The organism is Streptomyces sp. NPDC001222 (assembly GCF_042896945.1).
Classification (GTDB): Bacteria; Actinomycetota; Actinomycetes; order Streptomycetales; family Streptomycetaceae; genus Streptomyces; species Streptomyces gibsoniae.
In genome coordinates, this window is sequence record NZ_JBIAXT010000004.1 from 307,815 (window position 1) to 326,071 (window position 18,257).

The window sequence follows — 18,257 nt, forward strand, 5'->3', positions numbered from 1 at the left end:
CCCGCACCGTGCCGCAGTGATCGTCGAGTTGCCCTCACAGCAACCCCCGTTGCGATCCGCCGACCTGGCCTTGTCCGCCGTATGGCGCGCTCGTACATTCACCGCCCATCGGACGAACCCCGGTCCGAACGGAGAAAAGAGCAGCTCATGAACCTCGTCGGCATCGACACCCTCGCCAAGGCCCCGCTCGCCGACGGCGATGTGTTCATCGGCGGCCGCTGGCTCCCGGCCGCCGACGGACGGACCTGTCCCGTATCCGACCCGGCGACCGGAGACCTCATACGCGAGGTGTCCGCGGCGGGTCCCGACGATGCCCGCGCCGCGGTCGAGGCGGCGGAGGCCGCCGCGGCCGGGTGGCGCGCGACGCCGCCCCGGCGCCGCTCCGAGATCCTGCACAACGCCTTCCGGCTGATGCGGGAACACTCCGACCCGCTCGCCGCCCTGATCGTGCGGGAGAACGGCAAGGCCTACCGGGACGCCGTGGCCGAGGTCGGTTACGCGGCCGAGTTCTTCCGTTGGTTCGCCGAGGAGGCCGTCCGCATCGGCTCCTCTTTCGGCGACGCCCCCGGCGGCGGCTTCCGGCACATCGTCCGCAGGCACCCGGTCGGCGTCACCGCATTCGTCACACCCTGGAACTTCCCGGCCGCCATGGCCACCCGCAAGATCGCCCCGGCACTCGCGGCCGGCTGCCCCGTGCTGCTGAAGCCGGCCCCGGAGACCCCGCTGACCGCCCTCGCGGTGGCCGCCCTGCTCACCGAGGCCGGACTGCCCGGCGGACTGCTCAACGTCCTGCCCACCGACCGAGCCCCGGAGGTCGTCTCGACCTGGCTCGGCGACGAGCGGATCCGCAAGTTCTCCTTCACCGGCTCCACCGACACCGGCAAGCTGCTCCTCGCCCAGGCCGCCGCGAACGTCGTCAACGTGACCATGGAACTCGGCGGGAACGCGCCCTTCGTCGTGTGCGCCGACGCCGATGTCGACGCCGCCGTACAAGGCGCGATGGACGCCAAGATGCGCGGCGGCGGCGAGGTCTGCATCGCCGCCAACCGGTTCTACGTCCATGCCGACGTCGCCGCCGAGTTCACCGCGAAGTTCGGCGCCGCCATGGCCGCCGTGCGCACGGGAGGGGGCATGGAGGAGGGCGTCACTCTCGGGCCCATGATCAACCGGGCGGCGGTGGAGAAGATCCGCTCCCTGGTCGACGACGCGCTCGCCCGCGGCGCGAGGATCGCCGCACAGGGCCCGGTCCCCGACGGCCCGGGCCACTTCCACCCCGCCATGGTTCTCACCGACGTCCCCGACGACGCCCGCGTCCTCCACGAGGAGGTCTTCGGCCCCGTCGCCCCGCTCACCACCTTCACCGACGAGGACGAGGTCCTCGCGCGCGCCAACGCCACCGTCCACGGCCTGGCCTCGTACGTCTACTCCCGCGATGTCGCCCGCGCGCTGCGCCTCGCCGAACGCCTGGAGACCGGCATGGTCGGCCTCAACCGGGGTCTGCTGTCCGACCCCGCCGCGCCCTTCGGCGGAGTCAAGCAGTCAGGCCTCGGCCGGGAAGGCGGCCGCGAAGGCATCGAGGCGTTCCTGGAGACGCAGTACATCGCCCTCGACTGGCCCCTCTGACCTCCTCGCCCCTTCGTACGTCCCCTACGCCCCCTCCTTGAGCCTTCCCCCGCCATGCCCCGACCCGGGCCCCGAGCCCCGGCCCGGACACCGAACAGACAAGGACCGCTCATGGCAACGACGCCTGCGACCGCACCCCAGTCCGGCACTCCGCCGACCGCCGCCCTGCTGCGTGAACGCCGCCGCCTGCACACCAAGCTGAAGCTGGCCACCCAGATAGGCGAGGGCATCGACGGCTACATCATCGGCGGCATCGGCATGGCGATGGCCGCCCTGACCACCGACCTCCATCTGTCCACCGTGATGGAGGGACTGGTCGGAGCCTCCCCGCTCATCGGCATCTTCGTGGGCGGCCCGCTCTTCGGACGGCTCGCCGACCGGTTCGGCCGGCGCCCGGTGTTCCTCGCCGACATGGTCATCTTCCTGGTCGGCTCGGTGCTCCAGTTCTTCGTCACCGACGGGCTCCAGCTCTTCCTCATCCGGCTGGTGATGGGGGTGGCGATCGGCGGCGAGTACGCCATCGGCGCGCCGCTGCTGTCGGAGTACGCGCCGCGGCAGGGCCGGGGCAGACTGCTGGCCAGCCTCGAGATCAGCTGGTACGTCGGCTACGCGCTGGCCACGGTCGTCGGCGCTCTGTTCGCCGACGTCCAGGGCGGCTGGCGCTGGTCCCTGGCCAGCAGCTCGGTCATCGCCCTGGTGTGTGTGGCACTGCGCGGCGGCATCCCCGAGTCGGCCCGCTGGCTGCTGAGCAAGGGCCGCCACGAGGAGGCCGGGGAACTCATCGCGAAGTACGGCATCGAGATCGATGTGACCGCCGAGCTCGACGACCGCGCCGAGGCCGGGCAGGAGGGGTTCCGCGCCCTGTTCAGCCGCCGGCACCTTCGCAGCACGGTGTTCGCCGGTGTCTTCTGGGCCGCGCTCGTGCTGCCGTACTTCGCGATCGGCACCTTCTGGACCCAGGTCTTCGACGCCCTCCACATGGGCGACAACGCGGTCGGGGCGCTGCTCGTCTACTCGTTCACCGCCGTCGCCGGTGTCACCGCGGGGTGTCTGGTCGTGGATCGCATCGGCCGCCGCAAGCTGCTGATCCCGCCGTTCTGGATCACGGCCGGCTGCCTCGCGCTGGTCGCCGTGTGGCCGTCCGTCACCCCGGTCATCGTGGGCGGCTTCCTCTTCTTCATCTTCCTCAACGCGGCCTCCAGCGCACTGACCGCGGTCTATCCGTTGGAGGTGTTCCCCACCTCGCTGCGCGCCACGGGCGTCGGCTTCGCGACCGCCATGAGCCGCGTCGGCGCCGCCGTCGGCACTTTTCTGCTCCCGATGGGCCTCGACCGCTTCGGCGTCCGCTTCGTTCTCCTCGTGGGCGCGGGTGTGCTCGCCGTCGGCGGGCTGGTGTCGCAGTTCCTGGCCCCCGAGACCACGGACCTGGATCTGGCCAGGGCGGCCCGGTCGGCCCGCGAACCGGTCGCCTGAGCGGACGACGCGGGCACCGGACCGCGGGGCGGCCCGAACGGGATAGCCGCCCCGCGGAGGAGTCCGGTGTCAGGCGTTCGGGTCGAACGGGATCCCGGACGGCATGGAGTGCGCCAGCGCGTACTGGAAGTCGCCGTCCTTGATCTTGATGGTGGCCGCGCCGAAGTCGGCGCTCAGGAGCTTGTCGCGGAAGCCGGCCGGGTAGCCGTTCCAGCCCACCAGACGCGGGTAGAACCAGCCCCCGGTGACGTTCTCCGGCGGTTCGTCGTTGTTGTTGGCGAAGCGGAAGTCGTGGGTCGAGATTCCGTCCTTGTGATAGACGATCTTCGGGTGGGTCCCGTCGAAGCGCACCGACGACCGCGGGGCCACCTGGTAGCTGGTGTGCTGCGACACCGAGACGTACTGGACCTCGTTGTTGTTGATCCACACCACGACGTGCTCCCAGTCATGGGTGTGACCGATGGCCGCGGGTCCGAGGGTGGCCTGGTCCTTCTCGAAGTAGCTGGCATACATGACGGCGCACCAGCCGTTGTTGCACTTCTCGCGCGAGTAGGTGTTCGCGTTGGCCAGCTGGGCGTAGTCGTGGCAGTGCCCGTTGACGTCGCCGCCCAGCTTCAGGCCGGGGTTGATGGTGCCGTCGCTGCCGATGGCGGCCGTGGCGTAGCAGCCGTCGCCGTCGTAGTCGTAGGCCGGGGAGAAGGACTGCTCCAGGCCGTCGGCGTTCTGGGGCAGCAACTGCAGAACGCTGGCATGGGCGTTGGTGGGCAGCGCAACCACGAGCGCGAGGGCCGCCAGGCCACTCGCGAGCGCGGAAAGGCGCAGCCTGCGCCGGGGCCTGGGGCCGGACGCCGGGGTGGTGTGCGGTGCTGTGGGGGGTACCGGGTTGCGCACGTCAACTCCCTACGGACACATGACGACGGAGCGATTCCCGGGGTCCGCCGAGCGGTCGGACCGGGCGCCGAGATTGTTGCAAGGACTAGACCGGCAAGACGAGTTGGGCGACTGAACATTGGCCCAAAGGCGACTGAACGCTTCCGCTTTCCGGCCGGCCTCAGGCGCCGGTGAGGACGACGAGTTGCTGCGTCGCCCGGGTCATCGCGACATAACGGTCGACCGCGCCTTCGATGCCCTTGCCGAAGGCCTCCGGGTCGACGAGGACCACCAGGTCGAACTCGAGCCCCTTCGACAGCTCCGGGGCCAGCGACCGGACACGCGACGTCGCCCGGAACGTGGGATCGCCGATGACACAGGCGATCCCGTCGTCATGCGCGGCGAGCCAGGAGTCGAGAACCGCGTGCAGATCCGCCGTGGACCCGTGGACGACGGGAACGCCGCCGCTACGGATGGAGGTGGGCACGTTGGCGTCCGGGAGCACGGCCCGGATGACCGGCTCGGCCTCCGCCATGATCTCCTCCGGCGTACGGTAGTTGACACTCAGGGACGCCATCTCGACCCGCTCGAGCCCGACCCGTTCGAGCCGTTCCTGCCATGACTCCGTGAACCCGTGCCGGGCCTGGGCGCGGTCCCCGACGATGGTGAAGCTCCGGGACGGGCACCGGAGCAGCAGCATCTGCCACTCCGCGTCGGTGAGTTCCTGAGCCTCGTCCACGACGACGTGCGCGAACGGGCCGGCGAGCAGGTCCGGTTCGGCGCCGGGCGGGGTCTCGTCGACCAGGGCGTCCCGCAGGTCCTGTCCGCGCAGCATCGTCACGGCCCCTTCGCCGTCGTCATCGGCCTCCAGCAAGGCGTCGACGACCTTGGCCATGTGCTCGCGTTCGGCGGCGACAGCGGCGCTGTGCCGGCGCTGGCGGCGTGCGGTCTCCGGGTCGCCCAGCCGCTGGCGTGCCGCGTCCAGGAGCGGCAGATCGGACACCGTCCAGGCCTGGGCCTCCCCGCGCTGCAGTGTCCGGACCTCATCGGCACTGAGCCAGGGAGCGCACATCCGCAGATAGGCGGGGACCGTCCACAGGTCTCCGACGAGGTCGGCCGCTTCGAGCAGCGGCCACGCGCGGTTGAAGGCCGTGCGCAACTCCCGGTTCTGCGTCAGCGACTTGCGCAGCAGGGCGGGCGAGGCGTCGCCGTCGTGCTTGTCCATGAGGATCGTGAGCAGCTCCTTCCAGACCTGTTCGCGCGCCTCGTTGTGCGGAGTACCGGGTTCCGCCGCCTCGAACGCCATGGCCCAGTCGTCGGCGGTCAGCGCGATGTCGGACCAGTGGGTGGTGACGGTCATCCCCTCGGTGGGCGGCTCCTCGTAGAACCTGACGGCCGTCTCGATCGCCTTCACCAGGTTCGCGGACGACTTCAGGCGCGCTGCGTCCGGGTCGGTCTCGAACGCCGCTGTCGCGCCCTCGGCGACGAGGTCCCGCAAGGTGCAGATCTGCACGCCCTCCTCTCCGAGGCTGGGCAGGACGTCGGCGACATAATTGAGGTAGGGGCGGTGCGGGCCGACGAACAGCACACCGCCGCGGCGGTGACCGAGGCGGGGGTCGGAGTAGAGGAGATAGGCGGAGCGGTGCAGGGCGACGACGGTCTTGCCCGTACCCGGACCGCCGTCGACCACGAGGGCGCCGCGGGATCCCGCGCGGATGATGGCGTCCTGGTCGGCCTGGATGGTGGCGAGCACGTCACGCATCCGGTCCGACCGGTTGCCGCCGAGGGCGGCGATGAAGGCGGACTGGTCGTCGAGCGCGGCGTGCCCCACGATCCCGTCCGAGGTGAACACCTCGTCCCAGTAGTCGCTGATCCGGCCGCGGGTCCAGCGATATCTGCGGCGGCTGGCCAGCCCCATCGGGTTGGCATGGGTGGCGCCGAAGAACGGCTCGGCCGCGGGGGAGCGCCAGTCGAGCAGCAGCCGGCGACCCGTGCTGTCCGTCAGGCCGAGCCGCCCGACGTACACGGGCTCGGAGGCGTCCGCGCTCACCATGCGTCCCAGGCACAGGTCCAGACCGAAACGGCGCAGGGCGCGCAGCCGCGCCGTCAGTCGGTAGATCTCGGCGTCCCGGTCCATCGCCTGCCGGCCTATGCCACCGGGCGCCCTGCGCTCGGCGTCGAGACGGTCGGACAGTTCGGCGATCGACTGCTCCAGGCACTCCCCGATGGCGGCGAAGTGCCGCTCGTCGTCGGCGATCAGCAGCGGGTCGGCCTTGGGGGAGAGGCGGTCGGAAAGGTCGAACACGCCGGTGGTCGGGAGGTTCACTTCATCAGCTCCGAAAAGAGGTCGCTTGCGACCAGGTGTGCGCAGGGCAAGGCGTCCGGACGGCAGGTTCTCGGGGTGCGGGTTCCGGCTCGGCGATCCCGCGCGGGTCACGCGGGTACGGACGGCCGCTCGCGGCTGATCTCGTCGAGCAGCAGCTTCGCGGCCACCGACGTCCCGTCGGCGCGGACCGTGGCGGCCACGGACCTCGCTCGTGCACCGGTCTCGGGGGCCAGGACCGTCTCGAGACCGGCTGACAGGGACTCGACGGTCGGAGTCGGACCGTCGTGGGCCACGCCGATGCCCAAGTCGGCCACGCGCCCCGCCCAGTAGGGCTGGTCCGTCGCCTGGGGGACCACCACCTGAGGCGCTCCGGCCCGGGTGGCCGTCGTCGTCGTGCCCGCGCCGCCGTGGTGCACGACCGCGGCCACCCGGCCGAACAGGGCCTGGTGGTTGACCTCACCGACGACGAAGCAGTCGTCCCGCTCGTCGGCGAGCGCCAGTTCGGCCCAGCCACGGGCCACGACCACGCGGCGGCCCTGCGCCCGGACCGCCTCGACGACCACGCGGCCTGCGTCCCTCGACGCGTGCAACGGCATGCTGCCGAAACCCACGTACACCGGTGGTGTGCCCGCGTCCAGGAACGCCACCAGGTCGGCCGGGAGCGGGCGGGTGTCGGGCAGGATCCACGCGCCGGTCTGGACGACGTCGAAATCCGGCGTGTCCTGCCAGGGGTCCAGGACCGGGTCCGTCGCGAGCCACGGCCGGTCGCCGATGACGTAGTCGCGCACGTGGTCCACCGGCGGCAGGCCGATCGACGCCCGGTTCGTGTTGAGCGCCGCGCCGAACAGTTCGTTGATGCTCTGGGCGTCCAGGTCCCACAGCGCCCGGTTGTCGGTCACCTCCGGCGGGAACGGACGTCCCGGATACGCCAGCGGCGGATGGTGCGGGGACGGCAGCGTGAGCTGCTGGAAGGTCACGGACACCGAGGGGATGCCCAGCTTCTCGGCCACCGACAGCGCCCCTGCGGCGGCCGGCAGCACCCCGGTCGCCACCAGCGCATCACACCCCTCGGCCGCCGCGATGAGCGTGTCGAACTGGCCGGCGATCAGCTCCGCCGCGCGCCGGGACAGCGATGACGGGGCCGGTGCCGCGGTCGTCAGCGCGCGCGCCGACCGGCCGACCGGCACCAGTGGCACACCGACACCGGCCAGCCGCCGCGCGAACTCCTCGTCCGGCGGCGCGCAGACCCGCACCTCCGTGCCGAGTTCCCGCAGCCGGACCGCGAGTCCCGCGAGCGGTTCGACATCTCCACGCGACCCATACGTAGACAAAAGCAGGCGCACTGCGCAAGTCACCCATTTCCCCAGGTTCTGGCATCGGGCGACGATTCTGCGGCACGACCGGGGCCTTGCCGCAAGCCCCCCAGTGCGCTATACGTTGAGAGTGGAAAGGAGCGGGTACTCCCCTTTCCCTTCTTCGTCCTCTCCCGACGGACCACCTCCACACGATACGTGGCGCGCCGCGTACGGCCGTATGGCGACGGCCGGCAGGACCCCGGCAAGCGGTTCTGCCGGCCGTCGCGCGCGTCACGAGCCGCTGCGCAGGACCGTCCGCAGGAATCCGCCGACCTGTTCGACCGCGGCCTGGGCCGCGTTGGTCTTCGCGAGAGCGTTGAGCATGGCGAAGTCGTGGATCGTGCCCTCGTGGCGGACCGCGGTCACGTCGTTGCCGGCGGCGCGGAGCTTGGCGGCGTACGCCTCACCCTCGTCGCGCAGCACATCGGCCTCGTCCGTGATGACCAGCGCCTTCGGCAGACCCTTGAGCTGGTTGAGGCCGGCGCGCAGCGGCGAGGCCAGCACCTGCTTCCGCGTCGCGGCATCGGGTGCGTAGGCGTTCCAGAACCACTGCATGGCCTTGCGGGTGAGCCAGGGGCCGTCGGCGAACTGCCGGTAGGAAGCGGTGTTGAAGCCGGTGTCGGTGACCGGGTAGAAGAGGGGAACGGCGCCCCGCAGGGGAGGGCCCAGCCGACCGTGGGCCAGTCCGGGTAGTCGCGCAGGGCTGCTCGCGCATCGCTTGAGAGGGGGGCTGTCGGGGCCCTCGTATCCGCTCCGCCGTCCCCGGTTTCTGCCTGTCTTGTGCCTGGAGACACTCGTACGGCGCTGATTGGCTGTCGAGGGGGCCGGAACGGCCCACTCGCATCGAGTCAACGAAGGAACAGGCACCTTGAACCGGGGTACGACCACGACCACGATCGCCGATCAGGACACCCTCGTCCCGTGGCGGAGAGCCGTCGCCGAGGTCCTTGTTCCCATGTCGGTCGTCCCACGGCTGCATCCGGGCCCGGGCCCGGGCCGTGTCCTCGCGGCTCTCCTCCTCGGCGAGCCGTCCGCGCGCGTACAGGCGCAGCAGGTCGTGCCGGCCGAAACGGTCACCTTCCGCGCTCAGCAGCCCGGCCTCGACGAGCTCCTCCAGGATGTCCTCGGTGTCGGCCACCTCTCGTCCGGTGAGCCGGGCCGCACACGCGGCACCCACGTCCGGACCCTCGACGAGGGCCAGCAGCCGGTACAGACGGGCGGCCTCCGGGGTGAGCCGACGGTAGGACAGATCGAACGCGGCCGTCACCCGCACGTCCCCGGCCACCAGGGCGTCCAGGCGCCGCGCCTCGTCGGCCAGACGGTCCGCGAGGCGGCGCACACTCCATCCGGTGCGCGTCGCCAGCCAGTTGCCCGCCCCCCGCAGCGCCAGCGGAAGGTGCCCGCACCGCTCGGCCACCTCGGCCAGCGCGGCGGGATCCGAGTCCGCCCGTTCCGTGCCGACCAGCAGGGTCAGGAACCGGGCCGCCTCCTCGGCGCTGAACTCCTCCAGCGGGAGGCGGTGGACCTCCTCCAGACCCGTCAGCAAGCCACGACTGGTGACCACCACCGTGGCGGGTCCGGCTTCGGGCAGCAACGCGCGCACCTGCTCCTCGTCGCAGGCGTTGTCGAGAACGAGCAGCAGCCGGCGCCCGGCCAGCAGTTGCCGGTACAGCCCTGGACGGCCTCCGGGCCCGGCGGCGGCCAGGTCCCGGTCGGCCGTGCCGAGGGCCTTGAGCGCGCGCAGCATCAGCTCGTCCGACGAGGGTGGGGCCTCGTCCGTCCCGCGCAGATCCAGCACCATCTGCCGGTCCGGATACCGGTCGGCCAGATGGCGGGCCGCGTGCACGGCGAACGTGGTCTTGCCCGTTCCGGGTGGTCCGCAGACCACCACGACCTGTGGCGGCCCGGACTGCGCGGGCTCGGGCGCCGGTGCCACGAGAGCGGCCAGCCGCGTCAGTTCGTTCCGTCGGCCCACGAAATCGTCGATGCCCCGGGGCAACGCCCGTACGTCCGCAGGGCTTTGGGGGAGGTCGCGGACAGCCCGGGCGGCGGCCAGCAGCCCGTTGCGCTGTGTCTCGTCCAGCCGCAGGCCCTCCGCCAGCGCGGCCACCGTGCGCCGCTGCGGGGCCGCACGCCGCCCCCGCTCCAGATCCCCGATGCCCCGGACACTCACACCGGAGGCCTCCGCCAGGGCCTCGATCGTCAGCGAGGCCTCCATCCGCAGCCGGCGCAGCAATGCCCCGAAGTCCGAGTCCTGCCCCACCACGTACCCACCCGCCTGTTGCTTCCGAACCCCGCGCGGTTCCGGGCCGACCAGTCGGCCACATGGATCGTAAAGCCTGGTCGCGGCTCCCTCCCGGCCGAGGACGACGACGATTCCGGGGTATCGTCCCGCTGTGCGGGTCCTCGGAAGACGTCCGGGCGGGGCGTGCTCCCGGTCTCCCCCACCGCGGCGGGCATCGGCGCCTCCTGTGGCGTACGTCTCCTCGGAGCCGCCCGGACCCGAGGGCCGCTCCTTCGGTATCCAACCGCCCAGTGATCGACCCCGTCAGGAGCCGATGTGTCCGGACCCCGCATACGCGGCGGCAAGTTCTCCCGCTCGGAGACCACGCGTGCCGAGGCCTTCAGCGACGGCGTGTTCGCCATCGCCGTGACCCTTCTGGTCCTCGGCCTCCATGACCCGGCGCACCGGCCGGGCGGCCTGGCCCACGCCCTGGTCGAGCAATGGCCCTCCTACCTCGGCTATTTCGCCTCCTTCAGCTATGTGGCGGTCATCTGGCTCAACCACCACCAGGCCTTCGTCCGGATCTCCGGCATGGACCGCGGTCTGCACGCGGCCAACCTCTTCCTGCTGTTCACCACCGGGGCGCTCTCCTTCCCCACGGCCGTGGTCGCCGACGCGCTGCGGGCCGACGCCGAGGGCACCGACGCGCGGGTCGCCGTGGCCCTCTACGCGGGTCTCGCCGCCGCGATGTGCCTGAGCTGGGTCGCCTTCTACCAGTGGCTCGCCCGGCGTCCCGCACTGCTGGCCCACGACGTGGAGCCCACCTATGTCCGCCACGGCCTGCTGCGCTCCTGGGCCGGGGCGCTGGCCTACGCTGTCGGGGGAGCGCTCGGGGTGCTGGTCACCCCGTTGCTGGCCCTCGCCGTGTTCGGCATCCTCCCGGTGTTCTACTTCGTGACCAGTGAGGGGCTGCCCACCGCGAAGGTCGCGCACGACCGGCACGACCACCACGACTGAGCACCCGTTGGGCGCGCCCCGATCGTCCTCGTCGTCCGCCCTGGTGCCCGGGCGCCCAGGGCCGGGGAGCGCGGTGAGAGCATTCCGGACAACCGCTTACAATTCGGTGGGGAGTCCCGGCCGGACCGGTGACTCCCGCAGCGCGGGTGCGGGGCGGGTGAAGGGCGGGCGGGAGCCGGGATGGCCGACCAGGCGGAGAACTTCGGTGCGTTGCTCCGTCGGCTGCGGCTCGCGGCGTCGCTGACCATCGAGGAACTGTCGGAGGCGTCGGGCGTCAGCGTACGGGGCATCGGGGAGCTGGAACGCGGCCGTCGGGGGGCTCCGCAGCGGCGCACCGTGGCCGCGCTCGCCGACGGTCTCGCGCCCACCGGCGCCGACCGGGAACGGCTGCTGGCGGCGGCCCGCGCCGGACGCACCCCCGGGTACAGCCCGGTCGGAGTGCGTACCTCTCCCCGGGGCATCGACGACTTCGTCGGCAGGGAACAGGAACTCGCACAGCTCACGGCGCTCGCTCGGGAACACGGACGACTCGCCGTGGAACAGGGCGAGAGGCAGGGCGGCGACCCTGCGCGTGACTCGGTGCCGTCCCGCCGCGACCCCGTGCCGGACCCGGCGCCCCGCGGCCTCGGTGCGGTGCCGGGCGCCGGGCCCGGGCAGCCGGTGGTGGTGGTGGTGGTCTCCGGGTCACCGGGGACCGGAAAGACGACGCTCGCGCTGCAGGCCGCCCGGCAACTCGCCGACCGGTTCCCGGACGGGCAACTGGTCGTGGACCTGCGCGGTATGGACGAGGACCCGCCGACTCCCGCCGAGCTGACGCTGCGCGTGCTCAAGTCCCTCGGCGTGTCCGACCGCGATCTGGCGAGAACGGGACCGGGGGTCATCCCGGACTGTACCGGCAGGTACTGGCCGGCCGTCGCTGTCTGCTGGTGCTGGACAACGCCCGGGACGAGGCCCAGGTGCGCCCGCTGCTGCCCGGCAGCGGATCGGGCATGGTGATCGTGACCAGCCGGCGCATGCTCACCGGACTGGAGAGCGTGCACCGCGTCGCGCTCGGAGAGCTGGCCCCGAGCGAGGCCGCCGCGCTGCTGACCACCCTGGTCGGTCCGGAGCGCGCCGAGGCCGAACCGGCCGCCCTCGCCGAGGTCGCACGGCGGTGCGCCCATCTGCCCCTGGCCCTGCGTGTCGCGGGCAACTGGCTTGCCGTGCACAGCGGTTGGACCGTACGCCTGCTGGCCGACCGCCTCGCACAGGAGGAACAGCGTCTGGACGCGCTGGAGACCGGCGAGACACGCGTGGCGGCCGCCTTCGATCTGTCCTATCGGCAGCTCACCCCGGAGGCCGCCCGGATGTTCCGCCGCCTCTGTCTGGTCGAGGGGCCGACCGCCGCCGCGGGTGCCGCCCGGCTCACCGGACAGTCCGTCTTCGACGCCGAGGACACCCTGGAGGAACTCGTCGAGACCGGGCTGCTCGGCACCGATCAGGACCGCTATCGGCTCCACGACCTGCTGCGGCTGTTCGCCCGTTCCCGTCTGGAGAGCGAGGAGGGCCCGCAGGACGCCGCGAGGGCCCGTGCGGCGCTGCACGAGTGGCTGCTGGAGACGGCCGTCGTGGCCGGCCGCTGGTACGAGCCGGACCACGGCGCCCCACCTCCCACCTGGCAGGGCACGGTCGATCTGTCCTCCGCCGACGCGGCGCGCCGATGGCTGCAGGCGGAGGGCGCCAACTGGCTGGCCGCGCTGCGCACCGCCGCGGCGACCGGGCGGCACCGGACCGTGGTGGACGTGGCCGAGGCCCTGCACTGGTTCTCCGACCAGTGGATCTTCTGGGGTCACTGGCCCGAGGTGTTCGGTACGGCCGCCGCGAGCGCCGAGGCGCTGGACGATCCTGTCGTGGCGGCCACCCAGCTCAACTACCACGCCTGGGCCCTGCTGCTGTGCGAGGGCCGTCCCCGGGACAGCCTCGTTCCCTCGGCCAGGGCGCTCGAAGCCGCCGAGCGCGCCGGGGACACGGTCCAGCAGGCCTGGGCCCACCACTACGGCTCCTGGGCGCTGCGTCTGCTCGGGGAGTACACGGCGGCCGCCGAACGCAACGCCCGGGCCGCCCGGCTGTTCGAGGCCGTCGGTGATCTGCACGGCGCGTTGCAGGCCAGGATGGGCCGCGGCAGCACCCTGCTGGACGCGGGCCTGGTCGAGGAGGCGCTCGCCGCGGACCGCGACACGCTCGCCTTCGTCGACAGCGCCGGGGACCGGATCAAGCCGCACATCGCACTGATGGGCCGGCTCAATCTGCACATGGTGATGGGGCGGGCCTACTCCGGCCTGGGGCTCCTCGACGAGGCCGTCACCCATCTGGGGACCGCCATCGAGCTCGGCCGGGACAGCGGCAACACCGGCCTGGAGAGCCGCTGCCTCACCTATCTCGGGACCGCGCTGGTCACGCACGGGCGGCCGGACGAGGCACGCGCCGCGTTCACCCGTTGCATCGCGCTGGGCGCGGGCGCCGATCCTCAACGGATCGCGCAGGCACGGGAACAGCTCGCACTCCTGAACGCCGCCGGCCGCCCCCCGGAAGGGACGGCCGGCACCGGCGCAGTGGCCTCAGCGGTCGAGGAGCCGTGACGGGTCCAGGACCACGGGCAGTTTCTCCAGGCCCCGGAATGCGGGGAACGGAACCTTGAGCCACTCCGCCTCGTGCGCGGGAGCCACGAGATCGACGTCCGGGAACCTCTCGAACAGGGTGGTCAGCGCGATCCGCATCTCCATCCTGGCCAGCGGCGCACCGAGACAGTAGTGCGAACCGCTGCCGAAGCCCAGATGCGCGCTCTGCAGCCCCTGGCGTTTGACGTCGAAGGTGTCCGGTGCCTCGAACCTCTCCGGATCCCGGTTCGCGGACGCCACCGCGATCTGGACCAGAGCGCCCTTGGGAATGACCGTGTCCCTGATGGTGATGTCCTCGAGCGCATGGCGGAACGTGGCGTTCTCCACCGAGCCCTCGTAGCGGATGACCTCCTCGATCGCGTTCGGCAGCAGCTCGGGGTCGGCCAGCACCTCCCGCAACTGGTCGCGATGGGTCAGCAGGTTGAAGACGGCGTTGCCGATGAGGTACGCGGTCGTCTTGTGCCCGGCGAAGAGCAGCACCCACAGCGTCGACAGCAACTCGCCGTCGTTCATGGCCCCTTGCTCGTCCTGCGTGCGGATCAGCGCGCCGAGGAGGTCGTCGGTCGCCTCCCGGCGCTTTCGCGCGATGAGGTCGACGAAATAGTCCCGCAGCGCCCCCTCGGCCACTGCGAGCCTTTCCTTGTCCTCTTTGCTGAACCCGGTACGCGCCACGACGGCGCACCATTTCTGGACGTCCGACCGCTCCTCCTCGGGAATTCCGATGAGTTCACAGATCACGATGAGCGGCAGCGGGAACGCGAAGGTCGTCAGCAGATCGACGGGTGCATCGGTGGAACAGCGGTCCAGCAGTTCGTCGGTGATCTCCTGAATGCGCGGACGCAGGGACTCGATACGACGCGGGGTAAATGCGCTGTTGACGATGCGGCGCAGCCGGGTGTGCTTGGGCGGGTCCGAGAAGAGCATGTTGTCGTCGAGCGCGACGGACGAGTCACCGAAAATGGTGTGGTAAGCGTCGATGGCCGCGTACATGTCCTTGCTGATGCGCGGGTCCGTCAGGGCGGCCTTGGCGTCGTCGAACCGGGTGATCAGATAGGTGTCCACCCCGTGCGGCGGGGAGAGGGGGCACACGGGCGCCGATTCGCGCAGGCGGGCGTAGACCGGGTAAGGGTCGGCGCGGTACGCGGCCGCGCCGCGCGATGCCGCCGAGATGGCCTCGGCGGTGGCGTCCGTGGTGTCCCGTTCATCGAGCTGAGTCATTCTCTCGGCCTTTCTGAAGGCTCCCGCCCCGGCCACGGGACAGCAGGTCTACGGGTTTCGGGTCAACCATTCCCCGGTCGGGTCCGGGCCGTAAACGAGATTCGCCCGTCTGGCCACGCGCCCGGCGTCCGACGGAAGTTCCTGCCGCTGTACGAGTGATTACTGCGTATCGCTCGGCACGGCGTGGCAAAAGAACAGGGCGCGAGCCACGGAAGCCCTCGGCCGCCGTGTTACGAAGATGCTGACCGCAGAGGAGAACACGCGATGGAAGATCGCGGGAACGACTACGTGCCCGTTCTGGTCGTCGGGGGATCGCTCGTCGGTTTGTCCGCTTCCGTTTTTCTCGGGCGCCTCGGCATTCGGCATCGGGTCGTCGAACGTCATGCGGCCACGTCCGCGCATCCGCGCGGCCGCGGCAACAACATGCGGACGATGGAGCTGTTCCGGACCGCGGGTCTCGAACCGGAGATCCGCAAAGCCGCGGCCACCCTGTCGAGGAACCACGGAATCCTTCAGGTGGACACGCTGCACAGCGGCAACCAGCGGTGGCTCTCGGCGCGGATCACGGGCAGGCCGCCCGAGGCCGACGTGTGCTCCACGGTCCGCTGCGCCTGCAGCCAGAACGACCTGGAACCGGCGCTGCTGGAAGGCGCCCTGAACCTCGGCGGGGACGTGCGCTTCAGCACGGAACTGCTGTCCTTCACCCAGGACGACGACGGGGTGCGGGCCGTCGTGCAGGACCGGACGTCCGGTGAGACCCACACGGTGCACACGGACTACCTGCTTGCCGCCGACGGTCCCCGCAGCCCCGTGCGCCAGCGGCTCGGCATCGAACACTCCGGCTCCGGCGACCTGTTCCACAACATCAGCGTCACCTTCCGCAGCAAGAAACTGCGCGAGGTGGCGGGGGAGCAGCTCTTCGTGGTGTGCTACGTGACCGATCCCGCGGGCGAGGGAGTGCTGCTGCCCGTGGACAACGAGGAGCAGTGGGTGTTCCACGTGCCCTGGTTCCCCGAGCGCGGACAGACCATGGAGTACTTCACCGACGACCGGTGCATCGAGCACATCCGGGCCGCGGCGGGAGTGCGTGACCTGGACGTCGAGATCACCGGCAGGGCACCGTGGCACGCGGCGGACCGCGTGGCGAACAGCTACCGGGAGGGACGCGTCTTCCTCATGGGTGACGCCGTCCACGAGATGCCGCCGACCGGAGCGTTCGGCTCCAACACCGGCATCCAGGACGCCCACAACATCGCCTGGAAGATCGCCGCGGTACTGCGCGGCTGGGCGGGCCCCGCGCTGCTGGACAGCTACGAGTCGGAACGCCGGCCGGTCGCCCAGGTCACCAGCGCACGGGCCACCCAACAGGCCGCCCGCGAGCAGCACCCGGGCTACTCCGCGAGGACGGCGTCGACCGAAGCCGCCGACCTGATGACCACGGCGCTCGGATACCGGTACGTCTCCGGCGCGGTGGTCGGTGCGTCGACGGACGAGCCGCTCATCCCGGACACCCTGTGCCTGCGCGCCGACCCCGGTACCCGCTCCCCGCACATGTGGGTCACTCGCGACGGGGAGACCGTCTCCACCATCGACATGTACGAGCGCTCCTTCGTCCTGCTCTGCGGACACCCGGACTGGCGCGAGGCCGCCCGCACGGTGGCCAGGGTGCTCAACGTACCGCTGGAGGCGTACACCGTCGGCCGGGGCGCGGAGTTCGACCTGGACACCGGCGCCGCCGACTGGGCCACGGTGCACGGCACGACATCGGACGGCGCCGTCCTCGTGCGGCCGGACGGCTTCGTGGCCTGGCGCGCCGACGCCCGGCCCGCACACGGCGAGGAGACGCTGACCGGCGTCCTCCGCCGGGTCCTGGGACGCTGAACGCCGTCGGCCGCCCGTAGACGCAACCCTTCTGACGCGACCACAGGAACGGGGCCCTGCCCATGACACCACTGCACACGGCCACCGGCGCGGCGCCGGTGGCCGGCGTGGACGACGGCACGCCGACGGACGCCGACGCGCGCCGGGCCCGGGTGGACGTGCACCACCACTACACCGCGCCGGAGTGGATCGACTGGGCGGAGAAGAACGACATCGTCCGGCGCCAAGACCTGCCCCCGTGGACCCGGTGGGACCTCGCAAGCGCCCTCGCGCTGATGGACGGGGCAGGCATCAGGACCAGTGTGCTCACGGTCGCCATGCTGGGGCGCCTCCAGGAGCCGAAGACCCGCAAGGAGAGCGCCCGCGTCGCCCTGCAGTCCGCGAGCGACCTCTGCCGGGCCCACCCCGACCGCTTCGCGTTCTACGCCCCCGTCTTCCTCGACAGCCCCGAGCTCTCGCTCTGGTCGGTCCGGCACGGCATGGACGAGCTGGGGGCGGTCGGGGTCAGTGCGCGCACCAGCGTGCGGGGGGTGTACCTCGGGCATCCGTCCCAGGACCCGATCCTCGCGGAACTCGACGAACGCTCGGCCGTGATCAGCACCCATCCCATGGAGGTCCCCGGGGGGAACGCGGAACTGGAAGGCGTGCCGCCCTTCCTGTGCGACTTCCTGATGGACACCACCCGGGCGGCCGTCAGCCTCATCGTCAACGGAACACTGGACCGCTACCCGAATCTCACGTTCATCCTGCCGCACGGGGGCGGTTTCCTGCCCTACATCGCGGACCGTGTGGAGCTGTTCAGTCACTGCCTGTCACCGAAGGTGGAACCGGCCCGGGTACGCGACTACCTCCAGCGCTTCTACTACGACACCGCCGGCCCCATGTCACCGTCCGCGACGCCGACACTGCTGTCCACGGTCGGCCCGTCCCGGATCCTGTACGGCAGCGACTGGCCCCCCACGCCCTCCCATCTGGTCACGGGGGTCACCGCACCCGCGCTCGACCACGACCTGGCACTCGACGACGATCAGCGCCGCCGCATCAACCGCGACAACGCCCACCGTCTGCTGCCGGCGCTCGCGGCGGGCAGCTCCAGGAGTTCCTGAGTACGGCACCGGCCGCCCTCACCCGGCGGGTACCTCCGCCCAGCGGCAGGTTCCGCCCGGGTGCATGTGGACACCGCACCGCGCCGACAGCATGGTGACGATGCCGAGGCCCCGGCCGTGCTCGTCCGGGTCGACGGGCCGGCCCGGGGCGGCGGGCCCGTTGTCGGTCACCTCGACGCGTACGGCGCCGCGCCCCTCCACCAGTACCGAGGTGAGCCGCAGCGTGGCCGGCGGCAATGCGTGCACCAAGGCGTTGGTGAGCAGCTCGGACACCACCAGCAGCACATTGTCGGCGGCGTCGGCGGGCAGGCCCAGGGTGGCGAGAACCGCGCTCACGCGTCGCCGCACGGCAGAGACGGCCCTGGGGGCGTATGGCAGCGGGAACACGTATTCGACGCCCGCGCGAGACGCGACGCCGAGCTGCGTTACTGTCATGTGCCCTCCTCTCCCAGAAGCGAGGCCGGCCGAAAACCGGACGTCAGCGCACGTTATGGAGACAAGCGCCCC

The 18,257-nt window shown here is 71.5% G+C and carries 14 protein-coding genes and 1 pseudogene; 7 read left to right on the forward strand and 8 right to left on the reverse strand.

Going from position 1 to position 18,257, the window contains the following annotated elements:
- Window positions 1-147: 147 nt before the first annotated feature.
- The gene (locus tag ACFY2Z_RS08835; protein ID WP_390743467.1) at window positions 148-1,623 is read left to right on the forward strand and encodes an NAD-dependent succinate-semialdehyde dehydrogenase; all 1,476 of its coding nucleotides are present in this window, start codon (window positions 148-150) and stop codon (window positions 1,621-1,623) included.
- Window positions 1,624-1,734: 111 nt separating this feature from the next.
- Complete coding sequence (locus ACFY2Z_RS08840) at window positions 1,735-3,096, forward strand: MFS transporter (RefSeq protein ID WP_390743468.1); 1,362 nt, start codon at window positions 1,735-1,737, stop codon at window positions 3,094-3,096.
- A 69-nt stretch (window positions 3,097-3,165) separates the two neighbouring features.
- Here ACFY2Z_RS08840 and ACFY2Z_RS08845 read toward each other — a convergent pair whose 3' ends face one another.
- The 5 genes and pseudogenes from ACFY2Z_RS08845 to ACFY2Z_RS08865 form a co-directional block, all read right to left on the reverse strand.
- Window positions 3,166-3,918: an NPP1 family protein gene (locus ACFY2Z_RS08845; protein ID WP_390743535.1), complete on the reverse strand. Its 753-nt coding sequence runs from the start codon at window positions 3,916-3,918 to the stop codon at window positions 3,166-3,168.
- A gap of 229 nt (window positions 3,919-4,147) precedes the next feature.
- A complete protein-coding gene (helR, locus tag ACFY2Z_RS08850; RefSeq protein ID WP_390743469.1) occupies window positions 4,148-6,292 on the reverse strand; it encodes an RNA polymerase recycling motor ATPase HelR in 2,145 nt (714 codons plus the stop codon).
- Between the two features lie 107 nt (window positions 6,293-6,399).
- Window positions 6,400-7,629, reverse strand: coding sequence for a glycosyltransferase (locus tag ACFY2Z_RS08855; protein ID WP_390743536.1), 1,230 nt, complete (start codon window positions 7,627-7,629; stop codon window positions 6,400-6,402).
- A 249-nt stretch (window positions 7,630-7,878) separates the two neighbouring features.
- On the reverse strand, window positions 7,879-8,541 hold the full coding sequence (locus ACFY2Z_RS08860) for an alpha/beta hydrolase fold domain-containing protein (RefSeq protein ID WP_390743537.1): 663 nt from the start codon (window positions 8,539-8,541) through the stop codon (window positions 7,879-7,881).
- A gap of 424 nt (window positions 8,542-8,965) precedes the next feature.
- Window positions 8,966-9,913 (reverse strand): annotated as a pseudogene (locus tag ACFY2Z_RS08865) (helix-turn-helix domain-containing protein); the annotation flags it as partial.
- A 294-nt stretch (window positions 9,914-10,207) separates the two neighbouring features.
- Here ACFY2Z_RS08865 and ACFY2Z_RS08870 point away from each other — a divergent pair.
- The 3 genes from ACFY2Z_RS08870 (at window position 10,208) to ACFY2Z_RS08880 (ending at window position 13,506) form a co-directional block, all read left to right on the forward strand.
- Window positions 10,208-10,888 carry a TMEM175 family protein gene (locus ACFY2Z_RS08870; RefSeq protein WP_390743470.1) on the forward strand — a complete coding sequence of 227 codons (681 nt, stop codon included), beginning with the start codon at window positions 10,208-10,210 and terminating at the stop codon, window positions 10,886-10,888.
- Between the two features lie 180 nt (window positions 10,889-11,068).
- Window positions 11,069-11,884 (forward strand): helix-turn-helix domain-containing protein, encoded by an 816-nt coding sequence (locus ACFY2Z_RS08875; protein WP_390743471.1) that lies wholly within the window; start codon window positions 11,069-11,071, stop codon window positions 11,882-11,884.
- Complete coding sequence (locus ACFY2Z_RS08880) at window positions 11,815-13,506, forward strand: tetratricopeptide repeat protein (RefSeq protein ID WP_390743472.1); 1,692 nt, start codon at window positions 11,815-11,817, stop codon at window positions 13,504-13,506. The genes ACFY2Z_RS08875 and ACFY2Z_RS08880 overlap by 70 nt, the downstream gene beginning before the upstream one ends.
- On the opposite strand, the gene ACFY2Z_RS08885 is transcribed toward ACFY2Z_RS08880, so the two are convergent.
- Together ACFY2Z_RS08885 and ACFY2Z_RS08890 are read right to left on the reverse strand one after the other, a co-directional pair.
- Window positions 13,486-14,763 (reverse strand): cytochrome P450, encoded by a 1,278-nt coding sequence (locus tag ACFY2Z_RS08885; protein WP_390743473.1) that lies wholly within the window; start codon window positions 14,761-14,763, stop codon window positions 13,486-13,488. The genes ACFY2Z_RS08880 and ACFY2Z_RS08885 overlap by 21 nt on opposite strands.
- A 159-nt stretch (window positions 14,764-14,922) precedes the next feature.
- Window positions 14,923-15,147, reverse strand: a complete 225-nt coding sequence (locus tag ACFY2Z_RS08890; RefSeq protein WP_390743543.1) for a hypothetical protein — start codon at window positions 15,145-15,147, stop codon at window positions 14,923-14,925.
- Here ACFY2Z_RS08890 and ACFY2Z_RS08895 point away from each other — a divergent pair.
- Together ACFY2Z_RS08895 and ACFY2Z_RS08900 are read left to right on the forward strand one after the other, a co-directional pair.
- The gene (locus tag ACFY2Z_RS08895; RefSeq protein ID WP_390743538.1) at window positions 15,061-16,644 is read left to right on the forward strand and encodes an FAD-dependent oxidoreductase; all 1,584 of its coding nucleotides are present in this window, start codon (window positions 15,061-15,063) and stop codon (window positions 16,642-16,644) included. The two genes, ACFY2Z_RS08890 and ACFY2Z_RS08895, sit on opposite strands and share 87 nt — an antisense overlap.
- A 62-nt stretch (window positions 16,645-16,706) precedes the next feature.
- A complete protein-coding gene (locus tag ACFY2Z_RS08900) occupies window positions 16,707-17,750 on the forward strand; it encodes an amidohydrolase family protein (protein WP_390743474.1) in 1,044 nt (347 codons plus the stop codon).
- Between the two features lie 18 nt (window positions 17,751-17,768).
- Here ACFY2Z_RS08900 and ACFY2Z_RS08905 read toward each other — a convergent pair whose 3' ends face one another.
- Window positions 17,769-18,185, reverse strand: coding sequence for an ATP-binding protein (locus ACFY2Z_RS08905; RefSeq protein WP_390743475.1), 417 nt, complete (start codon window positions 18,183-18,185; stop codon window positions 17,769-17,771).
- Window positions 18,186-18,257 lie beyond the last annotated feature (72 nt).

Coding starts and splice junctions, on each gene's coding strand:
- ACFY2Z_RS08835 (WP_390743467.1), top strand. CDS start 148: ATGAACCTCGTCGGCATCGACACCCTCGCCAAGGCCCCGCTCGCCGAC.
- ACFY2Z_RS08840 (WP_390743468.1), top strand. CDS start 1,735: ATGGCAACGACGCCTGCGACCGCACCCCAGTCCGGCACTCCGCCGACC.
- ACFY2Z_RS08875 (WP_390743471.1), top strand. CDS start 11,069: ATGGCCGACCAGGCGGAGAACTTCGGTGCGTTGCTCCGTCGGCTGCGG.
- ACFY2Z_RS08885 (WP_390743473.1), bottom strand. CDS start 14,763: ATGACTCAGCTCGATGAACGGGACACCACGGACGCCACCGCCGAGGCC.
- ACFY2Z_RS08890 (WP_390743543.1), bottom strand. CDS start 15,147: ATGACGTTCGACGACCCGATGCCGAATGCCGAGGCGCCCGAGAAAAAC.
- ACFY2Z_RS08900 (WP_390743474.1), top strand. CDS start 16,707: ATGACACCACTGCACACGGCCACCGGCGCGGCGCCGGTGGCCGGCGTG.
- ACFY2Z_RS08905 (WP_390743475.1), bottom strand. CDS start 18,185: ATGACAGTAACGCAGCTCGGCGTCGCGTCTCGCGCGGGCGTCGAATAC.